This window comes from Pseudomonas sp. PDM01, from assembly GCF_014852325.1.
GTDB lineage: Bacteria > Pseudomonadota > Gammaproteobacteria > Pseudomonadales > Pseudomonadaceae > Aquipseudomonas > Aquipseudomonas migulae.
The window spans coordinates 1-26162 of record NZ_JACVBK010000017.1 but is presented as its reverse complement, the minus strand read 5'-3'; the positions used below and the strand labels follow the sequence as shown (position 1 = coordinate 26162).

The following is a 26162-nucleotide window of genomic DNA, read 5'->3' as shown; positions in this document are numbered from 1 at the left end:
GCAAGAACTGCCTTTCGCCATGGTCTATGGCCAGGCGGTGCTGGAAATGCCGCTGGACCTGTACATTCCGCCGGATGCGCTCGAGGTTTTTCTCGAAGCCTTCGAAGGCCCCCTCGACCTGCTGCTGTACCTGATCCGCAAACAGAACATCAACATCCTCGACATCCCGGTGGCGGAAATCACCCGTCAGTACATGGGTTACGTCGAGTTGATGCAGTCGGTGCGCCTGGAGCTGGCCGCCGAGTACCTGGTGATGGCCGCGATGCTGGCCGAAATCAAATCGCGGATGCTGTTGCCGCGCGCCGAAACCATCGAAGACGAAGAAGACGACCCGCGCGCCGAACTGATCCGTCGCTTGCAGGAATACGAACGCTTCAAGGCAGCCGCCGAAGGCATCGATGGCCTGAGCCGCGTCGGTCGTGATGTGGTGGTGCCCAAGCTGGATGCCCCGGAAGCACGGGCGCGCAAGCTGTTGCCGGATGTGAGTCTGTCCGAGTTGTTGATGTCCATGGCCGAGGTGCTGCGCCGTGGCGACATGTTCGAAAGCCACCAGGTCAGCCGCGAGGCGCTGTCCACGCGCGAGCGCATGAGCGACGTGCTGGAGCGGCTCAAGGGTGGCGGTTTCGTGCCCTTTGTCGAGCTGTTCACCGCTGAAGAAGGGCGCCTGGGGGTGGTGGTGACCTTTATGGCGATCCTCGAACTGGTCAAGGAATCCTTGGTCGAGCTGGTGCAGAATGAGCCGTTCGCGGCGATCCACGTGCGAGCCCGAGCCGAATAACGAGTTGAATCATGAACCTGACTGAACCCCGCGAGCTGGCGCCACTGCTTGAAGCCTTTCTGTTGGCCTCGGGAAAACCGCAATCGCTTGAACGCCTGTTCGAACTCTTTGAGGAGGGCGAGCGGCCGGAACCGCCGGTCTTCAAGAAAGCCTTGGCGATTCTGGCCAAGTCCTGCGATGGCCGAGCGTTCGAGCTGAAGGAAGTCGCCTCCGGCTATCGCCTGCAGATCCGCGAAAAATTCTCGCCATGGGTCGGGCGTTTGTGGGAAGAGCGCCCGCAGCGGTATTCCCGCGCCATGCTCGAAACCATGGCCCTGATTGCCTATCGCCAGCCGATCACCCGGGGCGAGATCGAAGACGTGCGGGGCGTGGCGGTCAACAGTCACATCGTCAAGACGTTGCTGGAACGGGAGTGGATTCGCATCGTCGGTTATCGCGACGTGCCCGGTAAACCGGCGATGTTTGCGACGACGAAGGCGTTTCTCGATCATTTCAACCTGAAGAATCTTGACGATCTGCCGCCGCTCGCGGAACTGCGCGAGCTGGAGCCTGACCCGGTGCTCGACTTCGACGATGCGCCCGTGCCAGCCGGTTTGCAGGAACTGGCGGACGCCAGCGCCGAGCCGGAAGAGCCGAAGGAAGAAACCAGCTTCCATACGTTGTTGCTGGAGCTGGACACCATGGAGGAGGGGCTCAAGACCGACTTCGATGACATTTTGCGTGATGGCGAGATGAGCGTGACCGAAGAGGTTTTGGCGCAGCCGGAAGCGGTCATTGAGGCTGAACTTCAAGTCGAACCAGAAGCCACCGTCGAAGAAGAACGGGAAGATGATGTGCTCGGTGTGGCTGAGGCGCGCGAAAAGCTCCTGGCCGCCGTCGCCGCGCTCGAACAGACGAAACCCGAGCCCGAACCCGAGTTGTCCGATGAGGAAGCCGAAGCCCGGGCCCTCGCCGAAGCCATCGAAGCCGAACGCCGCGAGTTCGAAGACTGACCTCCGACCTCACAGACGATGAAATCCCTGTAGGAGCCGGCTTGCCGGCGATAGCGGTGGGTCAGTCGACACATTTAGTGCCTGACAGGACGCCATCGCCGGCAAGCCGGCTCCTACAGGGTTTGTGTTGGCTGGAGGGTTTGATGAGTTCAACCCAAGATCAGCGTCTGATCAAGCTCGATACCACCGGTCGGCGGAAATCCAGGTAACTGGCCATTCATCAGCTAGTCTCTGATGCGCAAACGCCGACATGAGCGTATGATTCGCGACCCTTCGGCGATCCCTTCGCCCGAGTACAAGCTTTCAACTCTTCAGGACGCTCAATTCAGAGCCGCCTGAACAGACCACACCGGGAGGTGCCCAGATGAGTATCAACGACCAGAAAGACGACCAGGAAATCGGCCCAGCAGGCGAGAAACTGCAGAAAGTCCTCGCCCGTATCGGCGTCGGCTCGCGCCGTGACGTAGAAGCCTGGATCAGCCACGGCCGCATCAAGGTCAACGGCAAAGACGCCACCCTCGGGCAGCGCGTCGACATGCACGACGCCATCACCATCGATGGCAAGGTGATCAAGCGCGAAGAAGCCGCCGAGTCGGTACGCCGCGTGATCATGTACAACAAGCCCGACGGTGAAATCTGCACCCGCCTTGACCCGGAAGGCCGCCCAACCGTTTTCGACAAGATGCCACGGCCCAAAGAAGGTCGCTGGATCAACATCGGCCGTCTGGACATCAACACCACCGGCCTGCTGATGTTCACCACCGACGGTGAACTGGCCAACCGCCTGATGCACCCTTCCTACGAAATGGACCGTGAATACGCGGTACGTGTGCGTGGCGAAGTCGATGACGAGATGATCGAGCGTCTGAAGGCAGGCGTCGTCCTTGAAGACGGCCCGGCCAAGTTCACCGACATCAAGCAAGCGCCAGGTGGCGAAGGTTTCAACCACTGGTACCACTGCGTGGTGATGGAAGGTCGCAACCGCGAAGTTCGTCGTCTGTGGGAATCCCAGGGCCTGGTGGTCAGCCGTCTGAAGCGCGTGCGTTTCGGTCCGGTGTTCCTCAACTCCGACCTGCCGATGGGTCGCTGGCGCGAAATGAGCCAGTACGAAGTCGACATTCTGAGTGCGGAAGTGGGTCTGACGCCTGTGGCCATGCCGCAGATGAACGCCAAGAGCAAAGACAAGCTCGACCGTATGCAGCGTAAATCGTCGCGTCCGATGGGCAAGACCGAGCGCGTGCGTTCGTTGCGTCCTGCCATCGGTAACCAGTCCGCTGCTACACCGCGCGATAGCCGTGAACCGCATATCGAAGGCGAGCGTCCAGCCCGCAAGCCAGCAGCGCCACGCGCCGACGGCGAGCGTGGTCCACGCACACCGCGTCCGGCCAACGGTCGCACTGAGCGTGGCGAAGGCCGCGGTGCCCCTGCGGGTCGTGGAGAGTCTGGTCGCGGTACGCCAGTGGCGGATCGTCCTTCGGACACCAAGCGCCCGGCCAAGCCAGCGCCAAAACGTCCGGGGATCAAGCTGGTCGAGGGTGACAAACCATCGGGCAAGCGCCGCGGCGCTCCAGCCGGTTCGGGCCAGCGTCCGGGCTTCGGTCGTCGCAAGCCTGAGTAAGGGTTAAGCGGCAGATGAAAAACGCCAACCTTCGGGTTGGCGTTTTTTTTTTGCCCTGGTTTCGGATCTGCATTGTTCTTGAGGGCCTCTTCGCGGGCAAGCCTCGCTCCTACAGGTTCGGTGCCGTTTCCGCGAGCCGCGATACCTGTAGGAGCGAGGCTTGCCCGCGAAGGCGTCAGTGGGAGCACTGCCAAAGTCAGGGTGGAAAATAGGTGTTACGCCTCGTAAAGAAAACCTGACGATTTCTGCCGATTGGCCTCGCGAAACCACCCTCCGGCGATAACCGTAAGAAATTTCTTCCGCTCTATGAGCCTTTAGACCTTTTTCAGCTCTCTGGCCCGCTTGTTTCAGCGGCTCCAGAAGGGTGTCATGCGCCCCATGCCTGTCGTGCAGGTGCATAACAAAAAGGAGGCGCAATGTACGCCGTGACTCATCTCCACCTCTCCCCGTGGGGCGGTTTTCCTATCGCTCACGCCGACGACCCGCAAAGGTCTGACTCTCTTTTTGCAGCCGCCCGAAACCCTCGGGGCGGACACAGGCAATCCCGGCAACCGACGCGCTGATCCAGCGGTGTCTGGCAGCAGGGGGTTAGCGGTGTACAATGCGCCGCGTTTTACCTGTGACCTCCTGCGCACCTGCGCAAACCTCAAGGCTATCCGCCTTGTTCACTCCGCCGCGTCACGAGCGTGTCGGGTTCGATTTCGTCACAGATAAAAACAAACAGGTGACGCATGACCGTTGTAAATACGCTGAACTCCTGGTGCCTGCGCTGGGGTTTGATCGGCGCTGCTTAAAGTCGCAACCGAGCAGCAACGTCTATTGAACATCATCAAACCTTGCGTGAGACCCTTTTCATGAGTGGACAAAACTCGCATTCAGGCGAGCTGAAACGCGGCCTGAAGAATCGTCATATTCAACTGATCGCCCTCGGTGGCGCGATTGGTACCGGCCTGTTCCTCGGCTCGGCCGGTGTACTGAAATCCGCTGGCCCGTCGATGATCCTCGGCTACGCCATCTGCGGCTTCATTGCCTTCATGATCATGCGCCAGCTCGGCGAAATGATCGTCGAAGAACCGGTGGCCGGTTCCTTCAGCCACTTCGCGCACAAATACTGGGGCGGTTTCGCCGGTTTCCTGTCGGGCTGGAACTGCTGGATCCTGTACATTCTGGTGGGCATGTCGGAGCTGACCGCCGTCGGCAAATACATCCACTACTGGGCACCGGACATCCCGACCTGGGTCTCGGCAGCCGGGTTCTTCGTGCTGATCAACCTCATTAACCTGGCCAACGTCAAAGTCTTTGGTGAGGCGGAGTTCTGGTTCGCGATCATCAAGGTTGTAGCGATCGTCGGCATGATTGCCCTGGGCAGCTACTTGCTGGTCAGCGGGCACGGCGGACCGGAAGCGTCGGTGACCAACCTGTGGTCCCACGGTGGTTTCTTCCCGAATGGCGTCAGTGGTCTGGTGATGGCCATGGCGATCATCATGTTCAGCTTCGGCGGCCTGGAAATGCTCGGCTTCACCGCAGCAGAAGCGGACAAACCGAAAACCGTGATCCCGAAAGCGATCAACCAGGTGATCTACCGGATCCTGATTTTCTACATCGGCGCACTGGTCATCCTGCTGTCGTTGACGCCATGGGACAGCCTGCTGGCGACCCTGAACGCCTCCGGTGATTCCTACAGCGGCAGCCCGTTCGTGCAAGTGTTCTCGATGCTCGGCAGCAACACCGCCGCGCACATCCTCAACTTCGTGGTGCTGACCGCGGCGTTGTCGGTGTACAACAGCGGCACCTACTGCAACAGCCGCATGCTGCTGGGCATGGCCGAGCAGGGCGATGCGCCGAAAGCCCTGGCGAAGATCGACAAGCGCGGCGTGCCGGTGCGTTCGATCCTCGCTTCGGCGGCAGTGACGCTGATTGCGGTGCTGTTGAACTACCTGATCCCGCAAAACGCGCTGGAACTGTTGATGTCGCTGGTGGTGGCCACGTTGGTGATCAACTGGGCGATGATCAGCTATTCGCACTTCAAGTTCCGCCAGCACATGAACAAGACCAAGCAGACGCCGCTGTTCAAGGCCCTGTGGTATCCGTACGGAAACTACATCTGCCTGGCGTTCGTGGTGTTCATCCTCGGCGTGATGCTGTTGATCCCGGGCATTCAGGTTTCGGTGTACGCGATTCCGGTGTGGGTCGTGTTCATGTGGATTTGCTACGGCATCAAGAACAAGCGCAGTGCTCAACAAACGTTGCAAGCCGCTGTGAAATAACGCAGCGCGCAGACACAACAAACCCGGCCATGTGCCGGGTTTTTTGTTTCTGGGGTACACACAAAACACCTGTGGGAGCGAGCCTGCTCGCGATAGCGGCAGGTCAGGCAATGATGATGTCGACTGACACGGCCTCATCGCCAGCAGGCTGGCTCCCACAGGGACGGTGCTAATCAAGGTATCCTGCGCACTCTGAATACGGACGCTTTTCCATGCTGGTGATTTCCAACAACGTGCATCTGCCGGATGCCGAGATCGAATTGACGGCCATCCGCGCCCAGGGCGCCGGTGGGCAGAACGTCAACAAGGTCTCCAGCGCCGTGCACTTGCGCTTCGACATTCCGGCCTCGTCCTTGCCCGAGTTCTACAAGGAGCGGCTGCTGGCGTTGCGTGACAGTCGCATCACCAGCGACGGCGTGTTGATCATCAAGGCCCAGCAATACCGCACGCAGGAGGCCAATCGCGCCGATGCGCTGGAGCGGCTGACCGAGTTGATCCTCAGCGCCACCAAGGTCGAAAAGAAACGCCGTCCGACCAAACCGACCCTCGGCTCGAAGAAGCGTCGGCTCGAATCCAAGACCAAGCGCGGCAGCATCAAGGCCGGGCGCGGCAAGGTCGATTTCTAGCGGGCATCTCGCTCTTCACGATACTTGGGTGCTTGCCTGTACAGGTAAACGCTCAGTACCAAACCGCTCAAAGCGGCGATTGCAGCGAACAGGAAGATCGAAGCAAAACCAAATCCGGCGGCAATCGCGCCCGCCAACGGTCCGGTAATCCCCAGCGACAAATCGATGAACAGCGAATACGCGCCGACCGCAGCGCCACGGCTGGACGCTGGCACCAGATTGACCGCTTCCACGCCCAGCGCCGGGAACACCAGGGAAAAACCGAAACCGCTCAGCGCCGCGCCGGCCAAGGCCCAATGAGCATCCGGTGCCAGCCACAGCAGCAACAGCCCGAGGGTTTCCACCGACAGACAGGCAATCGCCACGCGAAAACCACCGAGACGGTTGATCAGGTTGCCGAACAACAGCCGCGCGCCGATGAAGCTCGCGCCAAACAGGCTCAGGCACAACACCGCGTTGTCCCAGTGTTGCGTGGCGTAATACAGGGTGATGAAGGTGGCGATGGTGCCGAAGCCGATCGAACCCAGCGCCAGGCCGCAACCGTGCGGCAGCACTCGACCCAGCACATGCATGAACGGCAATCGTTCCCCGGCCACGATGGGCGCGGCGGTTTTCGGCCAGGCCAGCGCCAGGCCCAGCACGGCCAGCAACACGATGCTCACGCCCATGCTCCACAAGCCCAACTGACTGACCAGCAACACGCCAAGCGGTGCGCCGACTGCGAGTGCGCCATAACTGGCGATGCCGTTCCACGAGATCACTTTGGCGGTGTTCGCCGCGCCGACCCGGCCGATGCCCCAGCCGATCGAGCCCGAGCCCACCAGGCTTTCCGCGCTGCCAAGCACCAGGCGGCCGATCAACAGGCTGATCAGGCTCAGCATCGGCAGGCTTTGGGTCCAGGCCGAAATCAGCATGAATACGCCGCTCAGACCGCAACCGGCGAGGCCATACATGACCGCCAGTTTGCTGCCCTTGTTATCAATGATTTTCCCGGCGTATGGACGGCTGAGCAGGGTGGCTAGGTATTGCACGCTGATCACCAGGCCGGCGACTACGGCACCGAAACCCAGATCGCTGTGGACGTAGCCGGGCAATACGGCCAGGGGAATGCCGATGTTGAGGTAGCCGATAAAAGTGAACAGGACGATGGAAACGACTTGCAGCGTGACCGCCAGGGGGCGCTGGTTTTCAGACATGGGTAAAGGTCCACGGGAAAGCAGGATAGATAGGCTGCTTATGATAGCGGCGTGAGAGGCCGCGGGCGTGGAAAAGTAAAACTATTTGCCGGGTGGGGGGTGAATCAGGGTTTGGCGGGGGCGACCAGTTGTGTCGTGACCAGGGCGGCCAGGGCATTTTCTTCGCTGCCGAAACGGGCGAGCAATGCCGCTTGTTTCTCGGGGGAGAGGCGATTCCAGATCTCGATCATCTTCTCGGCGGTGCCGATCAGAACGCTGGCCTGGGTCTCGCTAAAGTCATCGGTCATGGTGTGCAACTCAAGGGTTCAGGCGGTGTGGAAAGCGCATGTTAGCGCTTTCCACACGGTCTGGCATTGCGGGTGTTTCAGTCTTCGCTGTCGGCCTGGCGGCGTTCAGTGGCTTCTTTCGGCTCGGGCTGTTGGGCGCCGGCTTGCTGCGTGGGTGTCTGCTCAGTTTCGTGCAGGCTTGGGAAGGGGAGATTAGGGATCTCGTGCATGTTTCGCGCTCCTCGCAAAGTCTGTTGATAGATCTGGTAGATCCGCGCTTTTACAAAGCCTGGGCAGGATACAGCAGGAGAAATGACAATCAGACTTTTATATCCAATTGTTACGACGGATGGGCTTGTCTAGACAGGTGTGGAAGAGGGCACACCGCAAAACAAATGTGGGAGCGAGCCTGCTCGCGATAGCGGAGTGTCAGTCAACGTCTATGTCGACTGATACACCGCTATCGCGAGCAGGCTCGCTCCCACAAGGGAACTACAGAGTTCTTGAGATTACTTGCAGACTTTGGCGATGGCTTCGGCCAGCAGATCAAGACGCGTCGCATCGATCCCCGCGACGTTCGCCCGGCCGGTACCGACCATGTAAACGCTGTGATGATCACGCAACTGTTTAACCTGGTCAGGCGTCAATCCGGTGTAGGAAAACATGCCGCGTTGCACACCAATGTGCGCAAAGCGCTCGCGCAAACCATGAGGCTCCAGCGCCTCGACCAGACCGCTGCGCAGTTGGGCGATACGCAAGCGCATGGCTTCCACTTCGTCGGCCCAGAGGCTTTTCAGCTCCGGATCGCCGAGGATCGTTGCCACGACGGCGGCGCCGTGATCCGGTGGCGTCGACCACAAGTTACGGGCGATATTGGCCAGTTGGCTGCGGATATCCACCAGTTTGTCAGCCGTCTTCGCGCAGACAATCAGCGCACCCGTACGGTCGCGGTACAGGCCGAAGTTCTTCGAGCAGGAGCTGGTGATCAACACTTCCGGCAGTTCAGCAGCGAACAACCGGGTCGACCACGCATCCTGCTCCAGTCCGTCGCCGAAACCCTGATAGGCGAAGTCGATCAGCGGCACCAGATTACGACTGCGCACCACTTCCAGTACCCGGCGCCAGTCGTCATGGGACAGATCGAAACCGGTCGGGTTGTGGCAGCAAGCGTGCAGCAAAACCACATCGCCCTCAGGGGCTTCGTTGAGTGCTGCCAGCATTGCTTCAACATCGAGGCGGTTGTCGCTGCCGACATAAGGGTAGTGATTAACCTTGACCCCGGCCGTGGCGAAAATGGTTTCGTGAATCGGCCAGGTCGGGTTGCTCAACCACACGCCACGACCCGGCAGGCACTGGGCGATGAAGTCCGCGCTCAAGCGCAGCGCACCGGTGCCGCCCGGCGTCTGGGTGGCGCCGGCCCGTTGTTCGGCGATCAGCGCAGAATCGGCGCCGAGCACCAACTCGTTGATGGCTTTGCCGAACGCCGGTTCGCCGTGACCGCCGATGTAGGTCTTGGTGGTCTGACGATCCACCAGGCGCTGCTCCGCAAGCTTCACGGCCTGGGGAATCGGCGTCAGGCCAAAGGCGTCTTTATAGACGCCCACGCCAAGGTCGAATTTGCGCGGGTTGGGGTCCTGCGCATAGGCCTCCATCAGGCCGAGAATCGGGTCGCCGGGTACTCGACCTATGGCGTCGAAATGCATTATTTGCGGCCCTCGGCGTCCTTGGCCACTTCGTCAGTGCGCGCGGCCATGATGAAATCGTTGCGGTGCAGGCCTTTGATGGAGTGGCTCCACCAGGTCACGGTGACTTTGCCCCATTCGGTCAGCAGGCCCGGGTGGTGACCTTCAGCCTCGGAGATTTCACCGACGGCGTTGGTGAACGCCAGCGCGTGCTTGAAGTTCTTGAACAGGAAAACCTTTTCCAGCTGCATGACGCTGTCGCGGACTTCGATGTTCCAGTCCGGGATTTGCTTGATCAGTACCGGCAGCTCTTCGTCGCTGACCTGAGGGGCGTCGGCGCGGCAGGCTTCGCAATGGGCTTGGTTCAATGTGGACATGATGTGTTCCTGAATTCGAATGATTGGAAATCGGCCGTCAGTGCAACCACGCTAAACCAAAGCGTTGATTCCTGACAGGCTCACTTGATTCTAAAAGCTGCGGATCACGCGGCTTTCGGCGGAAATTTCGGTGCGTGCAAGCCCAGCTGCATGCCTTGCTTGACCATGCCCATGATGTCTTCGTGGGCGAGGTCGAACAGACGCTTGAGGTTCGGCAGGACGAAATACAGCGGTTGCAGGATGTCGATGCGGTAAGGCGTGCGCATGCATTCCAACGGGTCGAAGGCCTGATGCTCAGGTTCGTCCGACAGGCTGTAAACGGTTTCTTTCGGCGAGGAGAGAATGCCGCCGCCGTAAATGCGCTGGCCTTGCGGGGTATCGACCAGGCCGAACTCGATGGTCATCCAGTACAAGCGCGCCAGGTACACGCGTTCTTCCTTGGAAGCCTTCAGGCCGAGTTTGCCGTAGGTGTGGGTGAATTCGGCGAACCAAGGGTTGGTCAGCAGCGGGCAGTGGCCAAAGATCTCGTGGAAAATGTCCGGCTCTTGCAGGTAATCCAGCTCTTCGCGGGTACGAATAAACGTCGCCACCGGAAACTGCTTGTTGGCCAGTAATTCAAAGAAGGTCTGGAAAGGAATCAGTGCGGGTACTCGGGCAACCTGCCAGCCGGTGGTTTCACCGAGGACTTTGTTGATTTCACCGAGTTGCGGAATGCGGTCGTGGGGCAGACCGAGTTTTTCGATACCGTCCAGGTATTCCTGGCACGCACGCCCTTCGATCACTTTCAGTTGGCGAGTGATCAGCGTGTTCCACACCGCGTGTTCTTCGGCGGGGTAGTCGATAAAACCTTGCGCATCGGGCTCGCGAGCCACGTACTGCGTCTGCTTCATGCTGCTCTCCTGCTAGGGGATTTCGTTCTTGTTATGTCCTGCTATGGACTTAGAAATACCTCAGGAATTGCGATGTTGCAGCACGTGTAAGCCGTCGCAGGTAGGAAAATTCGTTGGTTTTCGTAAACTTTTCGTTACGGATTGGCGACTGTGGCGCTGCGCATGAGTTTTTCGGGTTTGAAATGGCTCACAGGTGTCACATAATCTTGACGACTATCTGAGCGCACCCAGAGAAATATTTCCCTTGTGGGCCTCGATTGATTGGTAAGCCGCTGTAGGTAGGAGCCGGCTTGCCGGCGATAGCGTTCTCAAGGACGCCATCGCCGGCAAGCCAGCTCCTACAGGGAGCGATCCATCGCCTTAATTTATCTTCGGGCCTTATATGCGTATCAAAGTCCACTGCCAGAACCGCATCGGCATCCTGCGCGACATTCTCAATTTGCTGGTCGAGTACGGGATCAACGTCGCTCGAGGTGAAGTGGGTGGCGAGCATGGCAACGCGATCTACCTGCATTGCCCGAACCTGATCAATATTCAGTTCCAGGCATTGCGTCCGAAATTCGAGTCGATTGCCGGGGTCTTTGGCATCAAGCGTGTAGGCCTGATGCCGAGCGAGCGTCGGCACATGGAACTCAATGCTTTGCTCGGTGCTCTGGAATTTCCGGTGTTGTCGATCGACATGGGCGGCTCGATTGTTGCGGCTAACCGCGCGGCGGCGCAGTTGCTCGGTGTGCGTGTCGATGAGGTGCCGGGGATTCCCTTGTCGCGTTACGCCGAGGATTTCGATTTGCCGGAACTGGTGCGCGCCAACAAGTCGCGGATCAACGGGCTGCGGGTCAAGGTCAAGGGTGACGTGTTTCTGGCCGACATCGCGCCGCTGCAATCGGAGCATGACGACAGCGAGGCCATGGCCGGTGCGGTGCTGACGCTGCACCGTGCCGACCGGGTAGGGGAGCGCATTTACAACGTGCGCAAACAGGAGCTGCGCGGGTTCGACAGCATCTTCCAAAGCTCGAAAGTGATGGCGGCGGTGGTGCGTGAAGCCCGGCGCATGGCACCGCTGGATGCGCCGCTATTGATAGAAGGCGAAACCGGCACCGGCAAGGAATTGCTGGCACGCGCCTGCCACCTGGCGAGCCCGCGCGGTCAGTCGCCGCTGATGGCGCTCAATTGCGCCGGCCTGCCGGAGTCCATGGCCGAGACTGAGCTGTTCGGCTACGGCCCCGGCGCGTTCGAAGGCGCCCGTGCCGAAGGCAAGCTCGGGCTGTTGGAGCTGACGGCGGGCGGTACGCTGTTTCTCGATGGCGTGGGTGAAATGAGCCCGCGCCTGCAGGTGAAATTACTCAGATTCCTGCAGGACGGATGCTTCCGTCGTGTAGGCAGTGATGAAGAGGTTTACCTCGATGTGCGAGTGATCTGTGCCACGCAGGTCGACCTGTCGGAATTGTGCGCTCGTGGCGAGTTTCGCCAGGATTTGTATCACCGTTTGAACGTGCTTTCGCTGCATATCCCGCCGCTGCGCGAATGCCTGGATGGTTTGACGCCGTTGGTGGAGCACTTCCTTGATCAGGCCAGTCGGCAGATCGGTTGTGCGCTGCCGAAACTGGCGCCGGCGGCCATGGAGCGGCTCAGTCACTACCATTGGCCGGGCAACGTCCGGCAGTTGGAAAACGTGTTGTTCCAGGCGGTTTCGTTATGTGAGGGCGGGACGGTCAAGGCTGAACATATTCGCCTGCCGGATTATGGCGTGCGTCAGCCGCTTGGCGATTTTTCGCTTGAAGGCGGGCTGGATGAGATTGTCGGGCGGTTCGAGAAAGCGGTGCTGGAGCGTTTGTATTCGGAGCATCCGAGCAGTCGGCAACTGGGCAAGCGGTTAGGGGTTTCGCATACCACCATTGCCAACAAGTTGCGTGAGTATGAGGTTGGCAAGACTGAGTCCTAGCTGGCGTTTGCTGTGTTTGTTTTGGCCCCATCGCGAGCAGGGCTCGCTCCTACAGGGGATTGCATTCCAAATGTAGGAGCGAGCCCTGCTCGCGATAGCGGTATCCTGTTCAGCCTCAAGGTCAAGCCTTGCCACTTACCGGCATAACACCGCCGGTTTTTCGTCTTTGACACATTCCCCCATTTCCCCCTGAACGCCCCAAGTCCTTTGTTTGCCGGGCTCCGCGCCGCCAGAAAAAAGTTGGTCTGCAAATTGCTTATCGCTCAGCAGTACAGCGGTGGGCGGCAAACGTCCGGCATGCAGAGGAAAGAGTGTGGACAAGTACCTTTATGTGGCAATGACCGGCGCCAGCCAGAATGCACTGGCGCAGAAGGCTCATGCGAACAACCTGGCGAACATCTCCACCAACGGCTTCCAGAAAGACCTGGAGCAGGCGCGTTCGATGCCGGTATTCGGTGACAGCTTTCCGGCGCGTGCGTTTGCGATGTCCGAACGCCCGGCCACCGACTTCTCCGCGGGCTCTCTGGTACAAACCGGTCGTGACCTCGACGTCGCGGTGCAGGGCAACGGCTGGATCGCGGTGCAGAACCCCGACGGCGGTGAAAGCTACGTGCGCACCGGCAGTCTGAACGTTGACGCTCTGGGCGTGTTGCGGGCCGGCAACGGCATGCCGGTGATGGGCAATGGCGGGCCGATTTCCGTGCCGCCCGAGCAGCAAATCGAAGTGGGTGAAGACGGCACCGTCAGTATTCGTGCGATGGGCGAAGGCCCTCGAGTGATGGCTGAAGTCGACCGCATCAAGCTGGTCAACCCGGACTTCAAGAACATGACCAAAGGCCTGGACGGTTCGATCCACACCAAGGATGGCAAGCCGGCGCAAGCCGATGCCAACGTCAAACTGGTGTCCGGGTTCCTGGAGTCGAGCAACGTCAATGCCGTGGAAGAGATGACTTCGGTACTGGCGCTGGCCAAGCAGTTCGAACTGCACATCAAGATGATGAACACCGCCAAAGACGATGACCAGGCCATGGCTCGGGTCTTGCAGATCAGCTAATTATCAGAACGTCGCGCCGTAAAACAGGCGCACGAGGAGAATCGAATGCTTCCGGCTCTATGGGTTGCCAAAACAGGTCTGTCCGCCCAGGACACTAACCTGACCACCATTTCCAACAACCTGGCGAACGTGTCGACCACGGGTTTCAAACGTGATCGCGCCGAGTTCCAGGACCTGCTGTACCAGATCAAACGCCAGCCAGGCGCCCAGTCGACCCAGGACAGCGAACTGCCGTCGGGTCTGCAATTGGGTACCGGTGTGCGCATTGTCGGCACCCAGAAAAACTTCAACGCCGGTAGCCTGCAAACCACCGAGCAGCCGTTGGACATGGCCATCGACGGTCGCGGTTTCTTCCAGATCCTGCAACCGGACGGCACCACGTCCTACACCCGTGATGGTACGTTCCACCTCGACTCCAACGGCCAGATCGTGAACGCCAACGGCTTCGCCCTCGAGCCGGCCATTGTCATTCCGAACGACGCGCAGACCTTCACGGTCGGTCGCGACGGCACCGTGTCCATCACCATTGCCGGCAACCCGGCATCCCAGGTGATCGGCAACCTGCAAACCGCCGACTTCATCAACCCGGCCGGCCTGCAAGCGGTGGGTAACAACCTGTTCCTGGAAACCGCCGCCAGCGGCGCGCCGCAAGTCGGCACGCCAGGCCTGGCCGGTTTCGGTACTACGCTGCAGAACACCCTGGAAACTTCCAACGTCAGCACCGTTGAAGAGATGGTCAACATGATCACCACTCAGCGCGCCTACGAGATGAACTCCAAGGTGATCTCCACCGCCGACCAGATGCTCTCGTTCGTAACGCAGAATCTGTAATCAAGTCTATGAGGCGGTCATGAGGCCGCCTGCAACACCGTGAGGTAGGGTCATGAATCGCTTTGTATCTGTCCTGGCACTGAGTGGCGTCGTCGCGCTGGCGGGTTGCGTCGGTCCGACGCCCAAGCCCAATGACCCTTACTACGCCCCGGTGTTGCCGCGTACGCCATTGCCGGCTGCCGCGAACAACGGCTCGATCTACCAGGCTGGCTTCGAACAGAACCTGTACAGCGACCGCAAGGCGTTCCGGGTCGGTGACATCATTACCATCACCCTGAACGAAAAAACCCAGGCCAGTAAAAACGCCAACTCGCAAGTGGCCAAGAACAGCAAGGCCGGCATTGGCCTGACGTCGTTGTTCGGTGTGGTGCCCAACACTAACAACCCATTCAATGAGAATGATCTGACACTGAATGCGAGTTACAGCGGCGACCGCGCGACCAAGGGCGACAGCAAGGCCGGGCAGGGCAACAGCCTGACCGGTTCGATCACCGTGACCGTCGCCGACGTCTTGCCCAACGGCATCATTGCCGTGCGCGGCGAGAAGTGGATGACCCTCAATACCGGTGATGAACTGGTACGGATCGCCGGCCTGGTCCGGGCCGATGACATCGCGACCGACAACACGGTTTCGTCAACGCGCATCGCCGATGCACGCATCACCTATTCGGGCACCGGTTCGTTTGCCGATGCGAGTCAGCCAGGCTGGTTCGACCGTTTCTTCCTCAGCCCGCTGTTCCCTTTCTAGGTGGTCACGTTGAATTTCAAACACCTGATGGTGGCTGCGTTCCTGATGTCCGCAGCCTTTGGTGCTCAGGCCGAGCGGCTGAAGGATATCGCCAGTATTTCCGGCGTACGTTCCAACCAATTGATCGGCTACGGCCTGGTGGTCGGGCTCAACGGTACCGGCGACCAGACGACGCAGACGCCGTTCACCCTGCAAACCTTCAACAACATGCTCTCGCAGTTCGGCATCAAGGTGCCGCCCGGTTCGGGCAACGTGCAGTTGAAGAACGTCGCGGCGGTATCGATCAGTGCCGACTTGCCGGCCTTCGCCAAACCGGGTCAGCAGGTGGACATTACCGTGTCCTCCATCGGTAACTCCAAGAGCCTGCGCGGCGGCACCTTGCTGCTGACGCCGCTCAAGGGTATCGACGGCAACGTTTACGCGGTCGCCCAGGGCAACCTGGTCGTCGGCGGTTTTGATGCTGAAGGTCGCGACGGTTCGAAGATCACCGTCAACGTTCCGTCGGCCGGTCGCATCCCAGGTGGTGCGTCGGTCGAGCGTTCGGTGCCGAGCGGTTTCAACCAGGGCAACAGCCTGACGTTGAACCTCAACCGTTCCGACTTCACCACCGCCAAGCGCATCGTCGACAAGATCAATGACATGCTCGGCCCTGGCGTTGCCCAGGCCATCGACGGCGGTTCGATTCGCGTCAGTGCGCCACTGGATCCGGGCCAGCGCGTCGACTATCTGTCGATTATCGAGAACCTTGAAGTCGATCCGGGTCAGGCAGTGGCGAAAGTCATCATCAACTCCCGCACCGGCACCATCGTGATCGGCCAGAACGTCAAGGTGTCCCCGGCCGCCGTGACTCACGGCAGCCTGACCGTGACCATTACCGAAGACCCGATCGTCAGCCAGCCCGGCCCTCTGTCCAATGGTCAGACCGCTGTTGTGCCGCGCTCGCGGGTCAACGCCCAGCAGGAAGCCAAGCCGATGTTCAAGTTCGGCCCGGGCACCACCCTCGACGAGATCGTGCGTGCGGTGAACCAGGTCGGCGCGGCGCCAGGCGACTTGATGGCAATCCTTGAAGCACTGAAACAGGCCGGCGCGTTGCAAGCCGACCTGATCGTGATCTGAGGCTGGCGACCATGGATATGCACAAGAGTGGTCTGGTCAGCAGCGCCGATTCGGGGTCCTATTCGGACCTCAATCGTCTGAATCAGCTCAAGGTCGGCGACAAGAACAGTGACGAAAACCTGCGCAAAGTGGCGCAGGAATTCGAGTCGCTGTTCCTCGGTGAAATGCTCAAGTCCATGCGCAAGGCGACCGACACGCTGGCCGAGGGCAATCCGCTCAACACGCCGGCGGCCAAGCAGTATCAGGAAATGTACGACCAGCAGTTGGCCGTTTCCATGTCCCGCGAGGGCGGTGGTATTGGTCTGGCGGACGTGCTGATGCGCCAGATGTCGAAGAACAAACCATTGGCGCCGGGCGAAGCGGCAACGCTGTCGGCGGCCAAGCAGGAAGCGGCAAAAGCGGCGGTGCAGACGCCGGTGGCGGCGGGCACGGTCGGGACCAACGGGCCGCTGTCGCGAGTCAATGGCCAGCGTCCGTTGTGGGCTTCGCGCTCGATCAGCGCTCCACAGGCGGCAGGCGAGGGCGCACATCGCAACGACATGGCGCTGATCAATCAGCGGCGCCTGGCGTTGCCACCGAAACTGGCTGACCGCTTGCTGGCGGGCCTGGTGCCTTCGGCGACGACGGCCGCCGCGCCGCTCAATAACACTCGATTGGCAGAGCGCACCACGCCGACCGGTTCGGGGCCTTTGTTCAACGGAGACTGGCTGGCGACTGCGCAAGCATCAGCGAATGGCGGCTTGCAGATTCATGGTCGTGCCATCGCTCAGATACCGTTGGCACCGGCGAAAAAAGCCTTCAGTTCTGCCGACCAGTTCGTCAACACCATGTTGCCGATGGCCAAGGAAGCCGCCGAGCGCATCGGCGTCGATCCGCGTTACCTGGTGGCTCAAGCGGCGCTGGAAACCGGCTGGGGCAAATCGGTCATGCGCGCACAGGATGGCAGCAGCAGCCACAACCTGTTCGGCATCAAGGCCAGCAGCAGCTGGAAGGGCGATTCGGCGCGGGCGATCACCAGCGAATTCAGAAATGGCGCGATGGTCAAGGAGACGGCCGAGTTCCGTTCCTATGGCTCTTACAAGGACAGCTTCCATGACCTTGTGACTTTGTTGCAAACCAACAATCGCTATCAAGATGTCGTGAAGTCGGCCGATAACCCAGAACAGTTTGTACGCGAGTTGCAAAAGGCCGGTTACGCAACCGACCCGGACTACGCGAGCAAGATTTCGCAGATAGCCAAGCAGATGACGAGTTACCAGAACTACGCTGCGGCGGGCGTTTCCACCACGCCTTTATAGGCACAAGGATTAAGGTCGAACCATGAGTTTGCTCAATATCGGGATGTCGGGTCTGGCCGCTGGCCAATCCTCGTTGATGACCACCGGCAACAACATTGCCAACGTCGACACCGCCGGGTACTCGCGCCAGCAAACAGTGCAGGGCACCAAGGCCTCGCAGCAGTTCGGCAATGTCTACATCGGCACCGGCACGACCTTGGCCGATGTGCGTCGCGTGTACAACAGCTACCTCGATGCACAGTTGCAGACCACCACCTCGCTCAACAGCGATTCGGCCGCCTACCTGAATCAGGTCACGCCGCTGGACAAATTGCTCTCCGACACCAGCACCGGCCTGAACGGCGCACTGACCAAGTTTTTTGCCTCGGTGCAGAACGTCAACGCCAAACCCGGTGACGACGCGTCCCGCCAGTTGCTGCTCAGCGATGCCCAGGCCTTGAGCAACCGTTTCAACTCGGTCTCCGCGCAGTTGACCCAGCAGAATGCCAATATCAACGGCAACCTGACGAACATGGCGGATCAGGTCAACAAGCTGGCCGCTACCGTGGCGCAGTTGAACCAGAAGATCTCCGAGGTTTCCAGTTCCGGCGGCATGCCGAACGAACTGCTCGACGCCCGTAACGAAACCGTGCGCCAGTTGGCGACCTTCACCGGTGCGCAGGTGGTGGAGCGTGAAGGCAATCTCGACATTTACCTGGGCAGCGGTCAGCCGCTGGTCATGGGTAACACGGTCAACAAACTTGAAGTGGTACCGGGCAAAGACGATCCGGGCCGCTTGTCGCTGCAACTCAATCGCGGTTCGAGCACCATTGATATCACCGCGATCATGACCGGCGGCGAAATCGGCGGGTTGTTGCGTTATCGCAGCACCGTGCTGGACCCGGCCATGAACGAATTGGGTCGTGTGGCCCTGGTCGTCGCCGACCAGATGAACAGCCTTCAGGCCCAGGGCATCGACAAGAACGGCGCCTTCGGTTCGAACCTGTTCAACAACATCAACTCGGCCAAGCTGGTCTCTGAACGCAGCGTCGCCAGCCTGAACAACGTGGGCACCGGTAACTTTGATGTGAGCATCAAGGACACCGGCAAGCTGACCATCAACGATTACAAGGTCACGTTCACCACCGCGACCGATTACACCGTTCAGCGCCTGCCGGACAACACGCCGATGGGCTCCTTCAGCACGGTAGCGCCGGCAACGGCACCGGTCATCGACGGCGTCGAGATGAAGTTCAACGCGGCTTCTGCCACGGCGGGCGACACCTTCAGGATCACCCCGACCCGCGATGCTGCGGCGAACATCAAGACCGAGATGACCGACTCCAAGCGTCTGGCCATCGCGGCACCGCTGGGCGCGGCGATTGCAGCGAGCGGCAGTGGCAGCGGCACCCTGACGATCCCGGCCAGCGGTCAACCGACCCTGACCACCAAGTTCGACATCTACGACGCGGCGACCACCACCGCGATGCAGAACGGCCTGAAAAACTCCACGCCGACCAAGGTGGTATTTGGTGCGGTGTCCGCCGATGGCACCAGCCAGACCTACCAGTTCTTGGATGCCAAGGGCGCGCTGATCAGCGGCGGTACCATCAAGCCAGGTGAGACCAATACCCTGAACCTGAGCATTCCGCTCACGGATGCCGCGGGTGCACCGATCCCGGCTCCGCCCGCGACTCAGTACGCCGCGGCCTTCAGCATGACCATCGCCGGAGCCCCAAGCAGCGGCGCGGCGATCAACGTCTCGCTCACTCAGCCGGGCAGCCTGGACAACCGTAACGGCACCGCACTGGCTGGCTTGCAGACCGCGAAGACCGTGGACACCGGTTCGGCCAGCAAAGGCATTTCCCTGAACGACGCCTACGGCAAACTGGTCGAGGGCGTGGGTTCCAAGGCTGCACAGGGCAAGCTCGACAGCGCGGCGACCGAAGCCATCCTGGCGAACGCCAAGGGTGCGCGCGACTCGCTCTCGGGTGTCGACCTCGATGAGGAAACCGGCAACCTGGTCAAATATCAGCAGTACTACACCGCGTCTTCGCAGATCATCAAGGCTGCGCAGGAAATCTTCAGCACACTGATCAACAGTCTTTAAGGAGTCGTAGCCCATGCGCATTTCTACCGCCCAGTTTTACGAGTCCTCGGCTGCCAACTATTCGAAGAACTTCGCCAACGTGGTCAAGAGCAGCGAAGAGGCGAGCAGCCTGGTTCGCGTCAACACCGCCGCCGATGATCCGGTCGGCGCCTCGCGCCTGCTGCAACTAGGCCAGCAGGCTTCGATGCTCGATCAGTTCAACAACAACATGACGACGATCAAAGCCACGCTCGGCCAGACTGAAGCCGTCATGACCAGTATCGGCAACGTGCTGCAACGCGCCAAGGAACTGGCCCTGGGTGCCGGCAACGCAGGTTATACCGATTCCGATCGCCAGGCCAACGCTTCGGAGCTCAGTCAGATCGAAGAACAGCTGTTGAGCCTGATGAACACCAAGGACGAAAACGGCAAATACATTTTCTCCGGCTCCAAGGGCGATACCGTTCCGTTCTCGCGTAATACCGACGGCACCTACAGCTATAACGGTGATCAGGTCACGCTGGACCTGCCGATTGGCGATACCCAGTCGATGGCCACCAACAGCACCGGTTGGGCTGTGTTCCAGCAAGCCATCAACACCAGTCGCACACAGTCCACCATGACCACGCCGACGCCGGCCGTCGATGGCGGTCGTGTGGTGCTGTCCAATGGTCAGGTGAATTCGGACGTGACCTACAACGCCAAATTCCGTGGCGGCGAGCCCTACACCGTGAATTTCCTCAGCCCTACGCAGCTGGAAATCCGCGACTCGCTGGGTAATGACGTCACGGCCGAAGCTTCTGGCAATGGCGTGTTCAGCTCCTCCGGTGGTGCCGCCACACAGACAATCAACTTCCGTGGCGTTGACCTGAAGTTGAACATCAACATGAAGACTGGCGACGTTCCGGCGACCGTGTTCCCGGCGCCTCCGGCCCCCAATGCCTACAGCTTCACCCTGGCGGCCAAGCCAGACAGCTTCAATGCGACCCGTGCCCCAGGCAACCTGTCCAGCGATGTCGTCACCAATACGAGCATCTCCAACAGTGCCGCCTACCACGCCAGCTTTCCGGAAGGCGGGGCCGTTCTCAAGTTCACCAGCGCCACGGCTTTCGACTTGTATGCCGCGCCTCTGACCGCGAGCAGCAAGCCGGTTTCCAGCGGTGTTCTGGCGGGCAACGTCGCCACCGCGTCGGGTGTCGACTTTACGCTGAGCGGCGCACCTTCGATGCAGGCTGGTGACCAGTTCTCCGTCACGGTCAACACTCACCAGACGCAGAACGTTCTGGACACGGTCGCCCAGCTGAAAACCGCGCTGTCGACGCCGACCAACAACAATCCGCAGGCCATTCAAGCACTCAACGCGGCCATTGGTTCCGGTATCGGTAACCTGACCAGCGGCATTGACCAGTTGACCTCGGGCCTCAGCTCCGTGGGTGGTCGCGGTGCGTCGCTGACGACTCAGACCGATATCAACCAGAGCCTGGTGCTGGCCAACACGCAGACCCAGGGCGCGATCCGTGATTCGGACCCGGCCACGGTGATGACCCGCCTGACCTTGCAGCAAACCATGCTGCAAGCCTCGCAACTGGCGTTCAGCAAAATCGCTCAGTTGGGGTTGTTCAACAAAGTCTGAGTCAAGGCCTTCGCGCCATAGGCGCGAAGGTTCAATACACCCGAGTGCAAACCGTCATTTTTCAGCGGTTCAGGGCTGCTCCACTCGTTCCAGAGTGAGCGCCCACCGCTCGCGAGTTCCCCTGCCGTGAAACCAGCTCCTCTTGTCAGCATCGCCATTCCCGCCTACAACCCGCTGTACTTTAAGGCAGCGCTGCAAAGTGCGCTGAACCAGACCTACGCGTCGCTTGAAGTGATCGTGTGTGACGACAGCGACAGCGACGAAATCCATGAACTGGTCCAGGCCTGCACAGTGCCGCCAACCGTGACATTGCGTTATGTGCGCAATGAACAACGCCTGGGGTTCAAGGGGAATCTGATGGCCTGCGCCGAGCAGGCAACCGGGGAGTACCTCAAGCTTCTCTGTGATGACGATCAACTGCTGCCTGAGAGCATTGCCCGTCAGGTGCAGGGTTTCATTGATCATGACGATGTGAATCTGGTGATTGCCCTGCGTCAGTATTGCGACGGTGATTACCTTCTGCTTCCCGAGCGCCTGGAGAACTCCAGCTTTGTCTCGGGGGATACGCTGTTCAAGGGTGAAGACCTGCTGGATGTGCTGGAAAGCTCGGCCCTGAACTTTCTCAGCAATTTGAGTGGCGCGCTGATGCGCACTCATCAGGTGCTGGAGTATCTGCCCGCGTTGACCCAGGTCGGCGAAGGGTTTGTCGCCCGTCTCGATTTCGCCTTGTTTGTCTGCCTGTTGCGTCGTGGCAATCTGGCGGTTATCGCACAGGTGCTCAGCTTTGAACGCTTGCACCCGGCGCGCCTGAGCAATCAACTGGAGGTCGAGCAGGCCGTGGCGGTCGAGCTCGGTTGGCTGACCCAAATGCTGTCGGTGCGCAGCGGCGAGCCGGCACCTGCGCCGGGGCATGTTCGCTTTATCGATCTGGCCAGCGCCGCCCTCGGTGAGCCGTATGACTGGGAAGAAATGGCGCTGGGCCGTTCCCTGGGCTTTACCTCGACGTTGCTCCGTTCGCGGGTGGGTGAAAACTGTGACTGCTTTGCTGATGTGTACCTGCAATGGCTGGCGTGTCGCACCCTGAACCCGGCCCAGCAGCGCCTGTTGCCTGCGCGCCTTGCCTCGTGGGCATGGCAGCCGCGAATTGTGCCGGTGGTGATGGATGCCGACGCTGACGATGCGGCACTGGGCGTCACACTGGAGAGCATCGAACGGCAGGTCTATGGCGCCGAAAGGGTGTTGGTGCTCTCGGGTGAAAATCGCACCAGTGCCCTTGCGGGCAACGTGATTCGTGTGGCCTTGCAAGGCGACGGGCTTGAGCAACTCAATGGCCTGATGCAGGCCGACAGTGCGGACTGGTTCTATCTGCTGCGGGCCGGTGATCGCCTGAATGAACTGGCCTTGCTGCTTTTGGCCGAGCGGATGGTCGAGAGTGCCGACGCGCTGTGTATCTATACCGATGAAGGCGGCTTGCGCAATGACGTGTCGGTCGAGCCGATCCTCAAGCCCGATTTCAATCTGGACCTGCTGCGCAGTTATCCCTATGTCGGGCGGACACTGGCCATCCAGCGTCAAGGCTTTGTAGCCGCAGGTGGTTTTACCCCGGACTTCGCTGAGCTCAGCCCTCATGACCTGGTCTGGCGCCTCGTCGAAAACCACGGCCCGCATGTCGTGGAGCATGTCGCTCAAGTGTTGGTCGAATCCTCGTTCGGCCTGTCGCAATGGCTCGCTCTGCCGCAGGTTATCGAGCAGAACTCCCGCGTACTGACTGCGCACCTTGATCGTATCGGTGCGGCACACGAGGTGCGGCCGGGCAACGTGCCACTCATCAATCGAATTGACTACCAGCATGGCGTTCAGCCGCTGGTGTCCATTGTGGTAGTGGCCCAGGATCAGCTCGGTCGGCTTGAGCGTTGTATCGAAAGTGTGCTGGAGCACACGGCCTATGCTCACTACGAATTGTTGATCGTCGACAACGCAAGCACCTCGATCGAGGCGCGTGACTGGCTGGCCGCCATGTCGCAAATGGGCGGTGAAAAACTGCGCGTGCTGCATTGCGATTACCCCGATAACCCGGCAGCGGCGCAGAACTTCGCCGTTGCTCAGGCACGTGGCGAGTATGTGGTGTTACTCAGCCCGGACAGCCTGATCGTCAATCGTGACTGGCTTGGGGAGCTGCTGAATCACGGCTTGCGTCCGGAGGTGGGCGTCGTCGGTGGCCGAATGGTCAGCCCTCAGGGGCGTATCGAAGGTTCGGCCCTGGTGCTGGGGATGCGCGGCCCTGTCGGCGTACCTTGGCGCGGGGAGGTGATGACCGCTCCGGGGTATATGCAGCGCCAGCAGGCGGTGCAGAATTTGAGTGCTGTGAGAACCGAGTGCCTGCTGGTCCGCAAGCAGGTGTTCGATGAGCTTCAGGGGTTTGACGAGCAGGCCTTTTCCCAAAGACTCGGCGGCCCTGATTTCTGTCTGCGTGTGAAGCAGAAGGGCTATCTGGTGGTCTGGACGCCGTATGCCGAATCGGTCCACGTGGCTGCCGAGGCGGAGAGCGGGCCGGTGGTGTCAGATCTGCTGGCTGAGCAGAAGCGGTTTTATCAGCGCTGGCTGCCGATCATCGCAAGAGATCCGGCGTACAACGTCAACCTGAGTCTGAGCACCAATAATTTCAGTCTTGAACCGGGTTACAAGAGCGACTGGAATCCGTTCGCCCGTCACATGCTGCCACGGGTGCTGGCGATCCCGATCAACGAGACCGCCGTAGGCCATTACCGTGTCACCCAGCCGTTTCTGGAACTGGAAGCTGCGGGTCAAGTGCTCGGTAATCTTTCTTACCATACGCCTTCGGACATTGAGCTGGAGCGCCAGTCGCCGGACGTCATCATTCTGCAAGGGCGCTACAGTGAGGGCGCGGTGAATGAAGTGGAGCGGGTCAAAAACAGCTCCAGGGCTTTCCGGATCTTCGAGCTCGATGACTATGTCATCGACGTTCCGAAGAAAAACGCTCACGTGCGCAAGGCCATGGTTGGCGTTGAGCAAATCGTGCGGCGTGCAGTCGGGTTGTGCGACCGGGTGGTGGTGTCGACCCAACCGCTGGCCGATACCCTCAAAGGCATGCATGACGATATTCGCGTGGTGCCGAACATGCTCGCTCCGTACCTGTGGACCGGTCTGAGCAGCCAGCGACGTACGTCGCGCAAGCCGAGGGTCGGTTGGGGCGGAGGCACCAGTCACGATGGGGATCTGGCGATCATTGCCGATGTCGTTCGCCTGCTGGCGGATGAAGTGGAATGGGTGTTCTTCGGCATGTGCCCGCCGGCGCTCAAGCCTTTCGTGCATGAGTTCCATCCCGCCGTTGGCCTGCAGGCTTACCCCGCCAAACTGGCGAGCCTGAACCTTGATCTGGCTTTGGCGCCGCTGGAGTTTCATATCTTCAACGACTGCAAGAGCAACTTGCGACTGCTGGAATATGGCGCGTGCGGTTATCCGGTGATCTGTACGGACACTGAGGCTTATCGCGGTTATCTGCCGTGTACCAAGGTGGTGAGTAACAGTACCGAGGAATGGCTTGAGGCAATTCGTATGCACCTGGCTGACCCGGATGCGAGTTACCGCATGGGTGATGCGTTGCGCGAGGAAGTGCTGCGTGACTATATGTTGCAGGGTAGTAATCTGAATTATTGGGCTGAGGCTTGGTTGCCGGGTTGATCTCGGGGTTCTGTTGCGATTGGGGGGCATATCCGTTGCTGCGGTTATGGCGGCTATTGGTTTCGCCCTTACGGCGAGTCACTTGGAGAAGCGCCAAGTAACCAAGCGCTCTTGCCCCTTTCGTTCGGTGCCTCGCTAAGGCTCGGCATGCCCTCGCTCCGGTCCTGCTCCGTGGGCCCGCCGCGATCGGCCATCCATGGCCGTGCGCGGCTAACCCGGCATCCATGCCGGGTTGCCCACTGCGCAGAACCTCCACTCGGCCTCTCGAGGGGGCGACCACCGCCACAGCCGCCGAGGCGGCCTGAAAGCCGACCTGGCTCTTTGGTGCACGCGTTCCCTCATTCCGGATATGTACACCGATCCCCTGTAGGAGCCGGCTTGCTGGCGATGGCGTCCCTCCAGCCAATACATACGTTGACTGATCCACCGCTATCGTCGGAACGCCGCCCGCAGCAAGCCGGCTCCTACAAGGGATTGGGTTCACACGTTTCAAAATTGTAGGAGCCAGCTTGCTGGCGATGGACGTCAACGATAACGCGGGCTGTCTGAATGAACGCGTCGCCCAGACGATTTTCGCCGGCAAGCCGGCTCCTACAGGGAATCCCATACGCTTTTGATTTCCACCACTCATCAGGCCGAGCGTTAGCTCGCCTTGCTGCGTTCAGTCATTCCGGATATGTACACCGCTCCCCTGTAGGAGCCGGCTTGCTGCGGGCGGCGTTCCGACGATGGCGTCCATCCAGTCAATACATACGTTGACTGATCCACCGCTATCGTCGGAACGCCGCCCGCAGCAAGCCGGCTCCTACACGGGGATTGGGTTCGCACAATTCAAAATTGTAGGAGCCAGCTTGCTGGCGATGGACGTCAACGATAACGCGGGCTGTCTGAATGAACGCGTTGCCCAGACGCTTTTCGCCGGCAAGCCGGCTCCTACAGGAATCGGCGTATGCTTTTGATTTCCACCACTCATCAGGCCGAGCGTTAGCTCGCCTTCCGCTTTTGATCTGAGCGCCCCCTCGAGAGGCCGAGCGCAGGTTCTGCGCAGTGGGCAACCCGGCATGGATGCCGGGTTAGC

Annotated in this window: 20 protein-coding genes; 14 read left to right on the top strand and 6 right to left on the bottom strand. The window is 60.2% G+C overall.

The window, feature by feature from the left end; all coding sequences use genetic code 11:
• Window positions 1-19: 19 nt before the first annotated feature.
• From IB246_RS28380 to arfB, 5 genes are all read left to right on the top strand, one after another.
• Entirely contained in the window at window positions 20-778 is a 759-nt protein-coding gene (locus IB246_RS28380) for a segregation and condensation protein A (RefSeq protein WP_404943248.1), read from the top strand.
• Window positions 779-789: 11 nt separating this feature from the next.
• Complete coding sequence (gene scpB, locus IB246_RS28375) at window positions 790-1770, top strand: SMC-Scp complex subunit ScpB (RefSeq protein ID WP_008042690.1); 981 nt, start codon at window positions 790-792, stop codon at window positions 1768-1770.
• A gap of 364 nt (window positions 1771-2134) precedes the next feature.
• Entirely contained in the window at window positions 2135-3388 is a 1254-nt protein-coding gene (gene rluB, locus IB246_RS28370) for a 23S rRNA pseudouridine(2605) synthase RluB (RefSeq protein WP_008042688.1), read from the top strand.
• 854 nt (window positions 3389-4242) lie between these two features.
• Window positions 4243-5655, top strand: coding sequence for an amino acid permease (locus IB246_RS28365; RefSeq protein WP_008042687.1), 1413 nt, complete (start codon window positions 4243-4245; stop codon window positions 5653-5655).
• Between the two features lie 212 nt (window positions 5656-5867).
• On the top strand, window positions 5868-6281 hold the full coding sequence (gene arfB, locus IB246_RS28360; protein WP_003222786.1) for an alternative ribosome rescue aminoacyl-tRNA hydrolase ArfB: 414 nt from the start codon (window positions 5868-5870) through the stop codon (window positions 6279-6281).
• On the opposite strand, the gene IB246_RS28355 is transcribed toward arfB, so the two are convergent.
• The 6 genes from IB246_RS28355 to phhA all read right to left on the bottom strand — a co-directional run bounded on the left by IB246_RS28355 (window position 6278) and on the right by phhA (window position 10692).
• On the bottom strand, window positions 6278-7477 hold the full coding sequence (locus IB246_RS28355; RefSeq protein ID WP_008042686.1) for an MFS transporter: 1200 nt from the start codon (window positions 7475-7477) through the stop codon (window positions 6278-6280). The genes arfB and IB246_RS28355 overlap by 4 nt on opposite strands.
• Window positions 7478-7581: 104 nt before the next feature.
• A complete protein-coding gene (locus IB246_RS28350; protein WP_008030471.1) occupies window positions 7582-7764 on the bottom strand; it encodes a hypothetical protein in 183 nt (60 codons plus the stop codon).
• A gap of 77 nt (window positions 7765-7841) precedes the next feature.
• Entirely contained in the window at window positions 7842-7973 is a 132-nt protein-coding gene (locus tag IB246_RS28880; protein ID WP_008030474.1) for a hypothetical protein, read from the bottom strand.
• A gap of 279 nt (window positions 7974-8252) precedes the next feature.
• On the bottom strand, window positions 8253-9446 hold the full coding sequence (locus tag IB246_RS28345; RefSeq protein WP_008042685.1) for an amino acid aminotransferase: 1194 nt from the start codon (window positions 9444-9446) through the stop codon (window positions 8253-8255).
• Window positions 9446-9802, bottom strand: coding sequence for a 4a-hydroxytetrahydrobiopterin dehydratase (locus tag IB246_RS28340; protein WP_008030478.1), 357 nt, complete (start codon window positions 9800-9802; stop codon window positions 9446-9448). Before IB246_RS28340 ends, IB246_RS28345 begins: the two co-directional genes overlap by 1 nt.
• A gap of 104 nt (window positions 9803-9906) precedes the next feature.
• Window positions 9907-10692 carry a phenylalanine 4-monooxygenase gene (gene phhA, locus IB246_RS28335; protein WP_008042684.1) on the bottom strand — a complete coding sequence of 262 codons (786 nt, stop codon included), beginning with the start codon at window positions 10690-10692 and terminating at the stop codon, window positions 9907-9909.
• 382 nt (window positions 10693-11074) lie between these two features.
• Here phhA and IB246_RS28330 point away from each other — a divergent pair, with 382 nt between their 5' ends.
• From IB246_RS28330 to IB246_RS28290, 9 genes are all read left to right on the top strand, one after another.
• The gene (locus tag IB246_RS28330; protein ID WP_008042683.1) at window positions 11075-12634 is read left to right on the top strand and encodes a sigma-54-dependent phenylalanine hydroxylase transcriptional regulator PhhR; all 1560 of its coding nucleotides are present in this window, start codon (window positions 11075-11077) and stop codon (window positions 12632-12634) included.
• Window positions 12635-12947: 313 nt separating this feature from the next.
• Window positions 12948-13688, top strand: coding sequence for a flagellar basal body rod protein FlgF (locus IB246_RS28325; RefSeq protein WP_008030482.1), 741 nt, complete (start codon window positions 12948-12950; stop codon window positions 13686-13688).
• A gap of 45 nt (window positions 13689-13733) precedes the next feature.
• Window positions 13734-14519 carry a flagellar basal-body rod protein FlgG gene (gene flgG / locus IB246_RS28320; protein ID WP_008042682.1) on the top strand — a complete coding sequence of 262 codons (786 nt, stop codon included), beginning with the start codon at window positions 13734-13736 and terminating at the stop codon, window positions 14517-14519.
• Between the two features lie 52 nt (window positions 14520-14571).
• On the top strand, window positions 14572-15267 hold the full coding sequence (flgH, locus tag IB246_RS28315; RefSeq protein WP_008042681.1) for a flagellar basal body L-ring protein FlgH: 696 nt from the start codon (window positions 14572-14574) through the stop codon (window positions 15265-15267).
• A 27-nt stretch (window positions 15268-15294) separates the two neighbouring features.
• Window positions 15295-16383: a flagellar basal body P-ring protein FlgI gene (locus IB246_RS28310; RefSeq protein ID WP_032832736.1), complete on the top strand. Its 1089-nt coding sequence runs from the start codon at window positions 15295-15297 to the stop codon at window positions 16381-16383.
• Between the two features lie 11 nt (window positions 16384-16394).
• Window positions 16395-17681 carry a flagellar assembly peptidoglycan hydrolase FlgJ gene (flgJ, locus tag IB246_RS28305; protein ID WP_008042679.1) on the top strand — a complete coding sequence of 429 codons (1287 nt, stop codon included), beginning with the start codon at window positions 16395-16397 and terminating at the stop codon, window positions 17679-17681.
• A gap of 22 nt (window positions 17682-17703) precedes the next feature.
• Window positions 17704-19770 carry a flagellar hook-associated protein FlgK gene (gene flgK / locus IB246_RS28300; RefSeq protein ID WP_008042677.1) on the top strand — a complete coding sequence of 689 codons (2067 nt, stop codon included), beginning with the start codon at window positions 17704-17706 and terminating at the stop codon, window positions 19768-19770.
• A gap of 13 nt (window positions 19771-19783) precedes the next feature.
• Entirely contained in the window at window positions 19784-21382 is a 1599-nt protein-coding gene (locus tag IB246_RS28295) for a flagellar hook-associated protein 3 (RefSeq protein WP_008042676.1), read from the top strand.
• 126 nt (window positions 21383-21508) lie between these two features.
• The gene (locus IB246_RS28290) at window positions 21509-25084 is read left to right on the top strand and encodes a glycosyltransferase (protein ID WP_008042674.1); all 3576 of its coding nucleotides are present in this window, start codon (window positions 21509-21511) and stop codon (window positions 25082-25084) included.
• The last annotated feature ends 1078 nt before the right edge of the window (window positions 25085-26162 follow it).

Coding starts and splice junctions, on each gene's coding strand:
- flgK (WP_008042677.1), top strand. CDS start 17,704: ATGAGTTTGCTCAATATCGGGATGTCGGGTCTGGCCGCTGGCCAATCC.
- IB246_RS28345 (WP_008042685.1), bottom strand. CDS start 9,446: ATGCATTTCGACGCCATAGGTCGAGTACCCGGCGACCCGATTCTCGGC.
- arfB (WP_003222786.1), top strand. CDS start 5,868: ATGCTGGTGATTTCCAACAACGTGCATCTGCCGGATGCCGAGATCGAA.
- IB246_RS28310 (WP_032832736.1), top strand. CDS start 15,295: ATGGTGGCTGCGTTCCTGATGTCCGCAGCCTTTGGTGCTCAGGCCGAG.
- flgG (WP_008042682.1), top strand. CDS start 13,734: ATGCTTCCGGCTCTATGGGTTGCCAAAACAGGTCTGTCCGCCCAGGAC.
- phhA (WP_008042684.1), bottom strand. CDS start 10,692: ATGAAGCAGACGCAGTACGTGGCTCGCGAGCCCGATGCGCAAGGTTTT.
- scpB (WP_008042690.1), top strand. CDS start 790: ATGAACCTGACTGAACCCCGCGAGCTGGCGCCACTGCTTGAAGCCTTT.
- flgH (WP_008042681.1), top strand. CDS start 14,572: ATGAATCGCTTTGTATCTGTCCTGGCACTGAGTGGCGTCGTCGCGCTG.
- IB246_RS28355 (WP_008042686.1), bottom strand. CDS start 7,477: ATGTCTGAAAACCAGCGCCCCCTGGCGGTCACGCTGCAAGTCGTTTCC.
- IB246_RS28380 (WP_404943248.1), top strand. CDS start 20: ATGGTCTATGGCCAGGCGGTGCTGGAAATGCCGCTGGACCTGTACATT.
- IB246_RS28295 (WP_008042676.1), top strand. CDS start 19,784: ATGCGCATTTCTACCGCCCAGTTTTACGAGTCCTCGGCTGCCAACTAT.
- flgJ (WP_008042679.1), top strand. CDS start 16,395: ATGGATATGCACAAGAGTGGTCTGGTCAGCAGCGCCGATTCGGGGTCC.
- rluB (WP_008042688.1), top strand. CDS start 2,135: ATGAGTATCAACGACCAGAAAGACGACCAGGAAATCGGCCCAGCAGGC.
- IB246_RS28350 (WP_008030471.1), bottom strand. CDS start 7,764: ATGACCGATGACTTTAGCGAGACCCAGGCCAGCGTTCTGATCGGCACC.
- IB246_RS28330 (WP_008042683.1), top strand. CDS start 11,075: ATGCGTATCAAAGTCCACTGCCAGAACCGCATCGGCATCCTGCGCGAC.
- IB246_RS28880 (WP_008030474.1), bottom strand. CDS start 7,973: ATGCACGAGATCCCTAATCTCCCCTTCCCAAGCCTGCACGAAACTGAG.
- IB246_RS28365 (WP_008042687.1), top strand. CDS start 4,243: ATGAGTGGACAAAACTCGCATTCAGGCGAGCTGAAACGCGGCCTGAAG.
- IB246_RS28340 (WP_008030478.1), bottom strand. CDS start 9,802: ATGTCCACATTGAACCAAGCCCATTGCGAAGCCTGCCGCGCCGACGCC.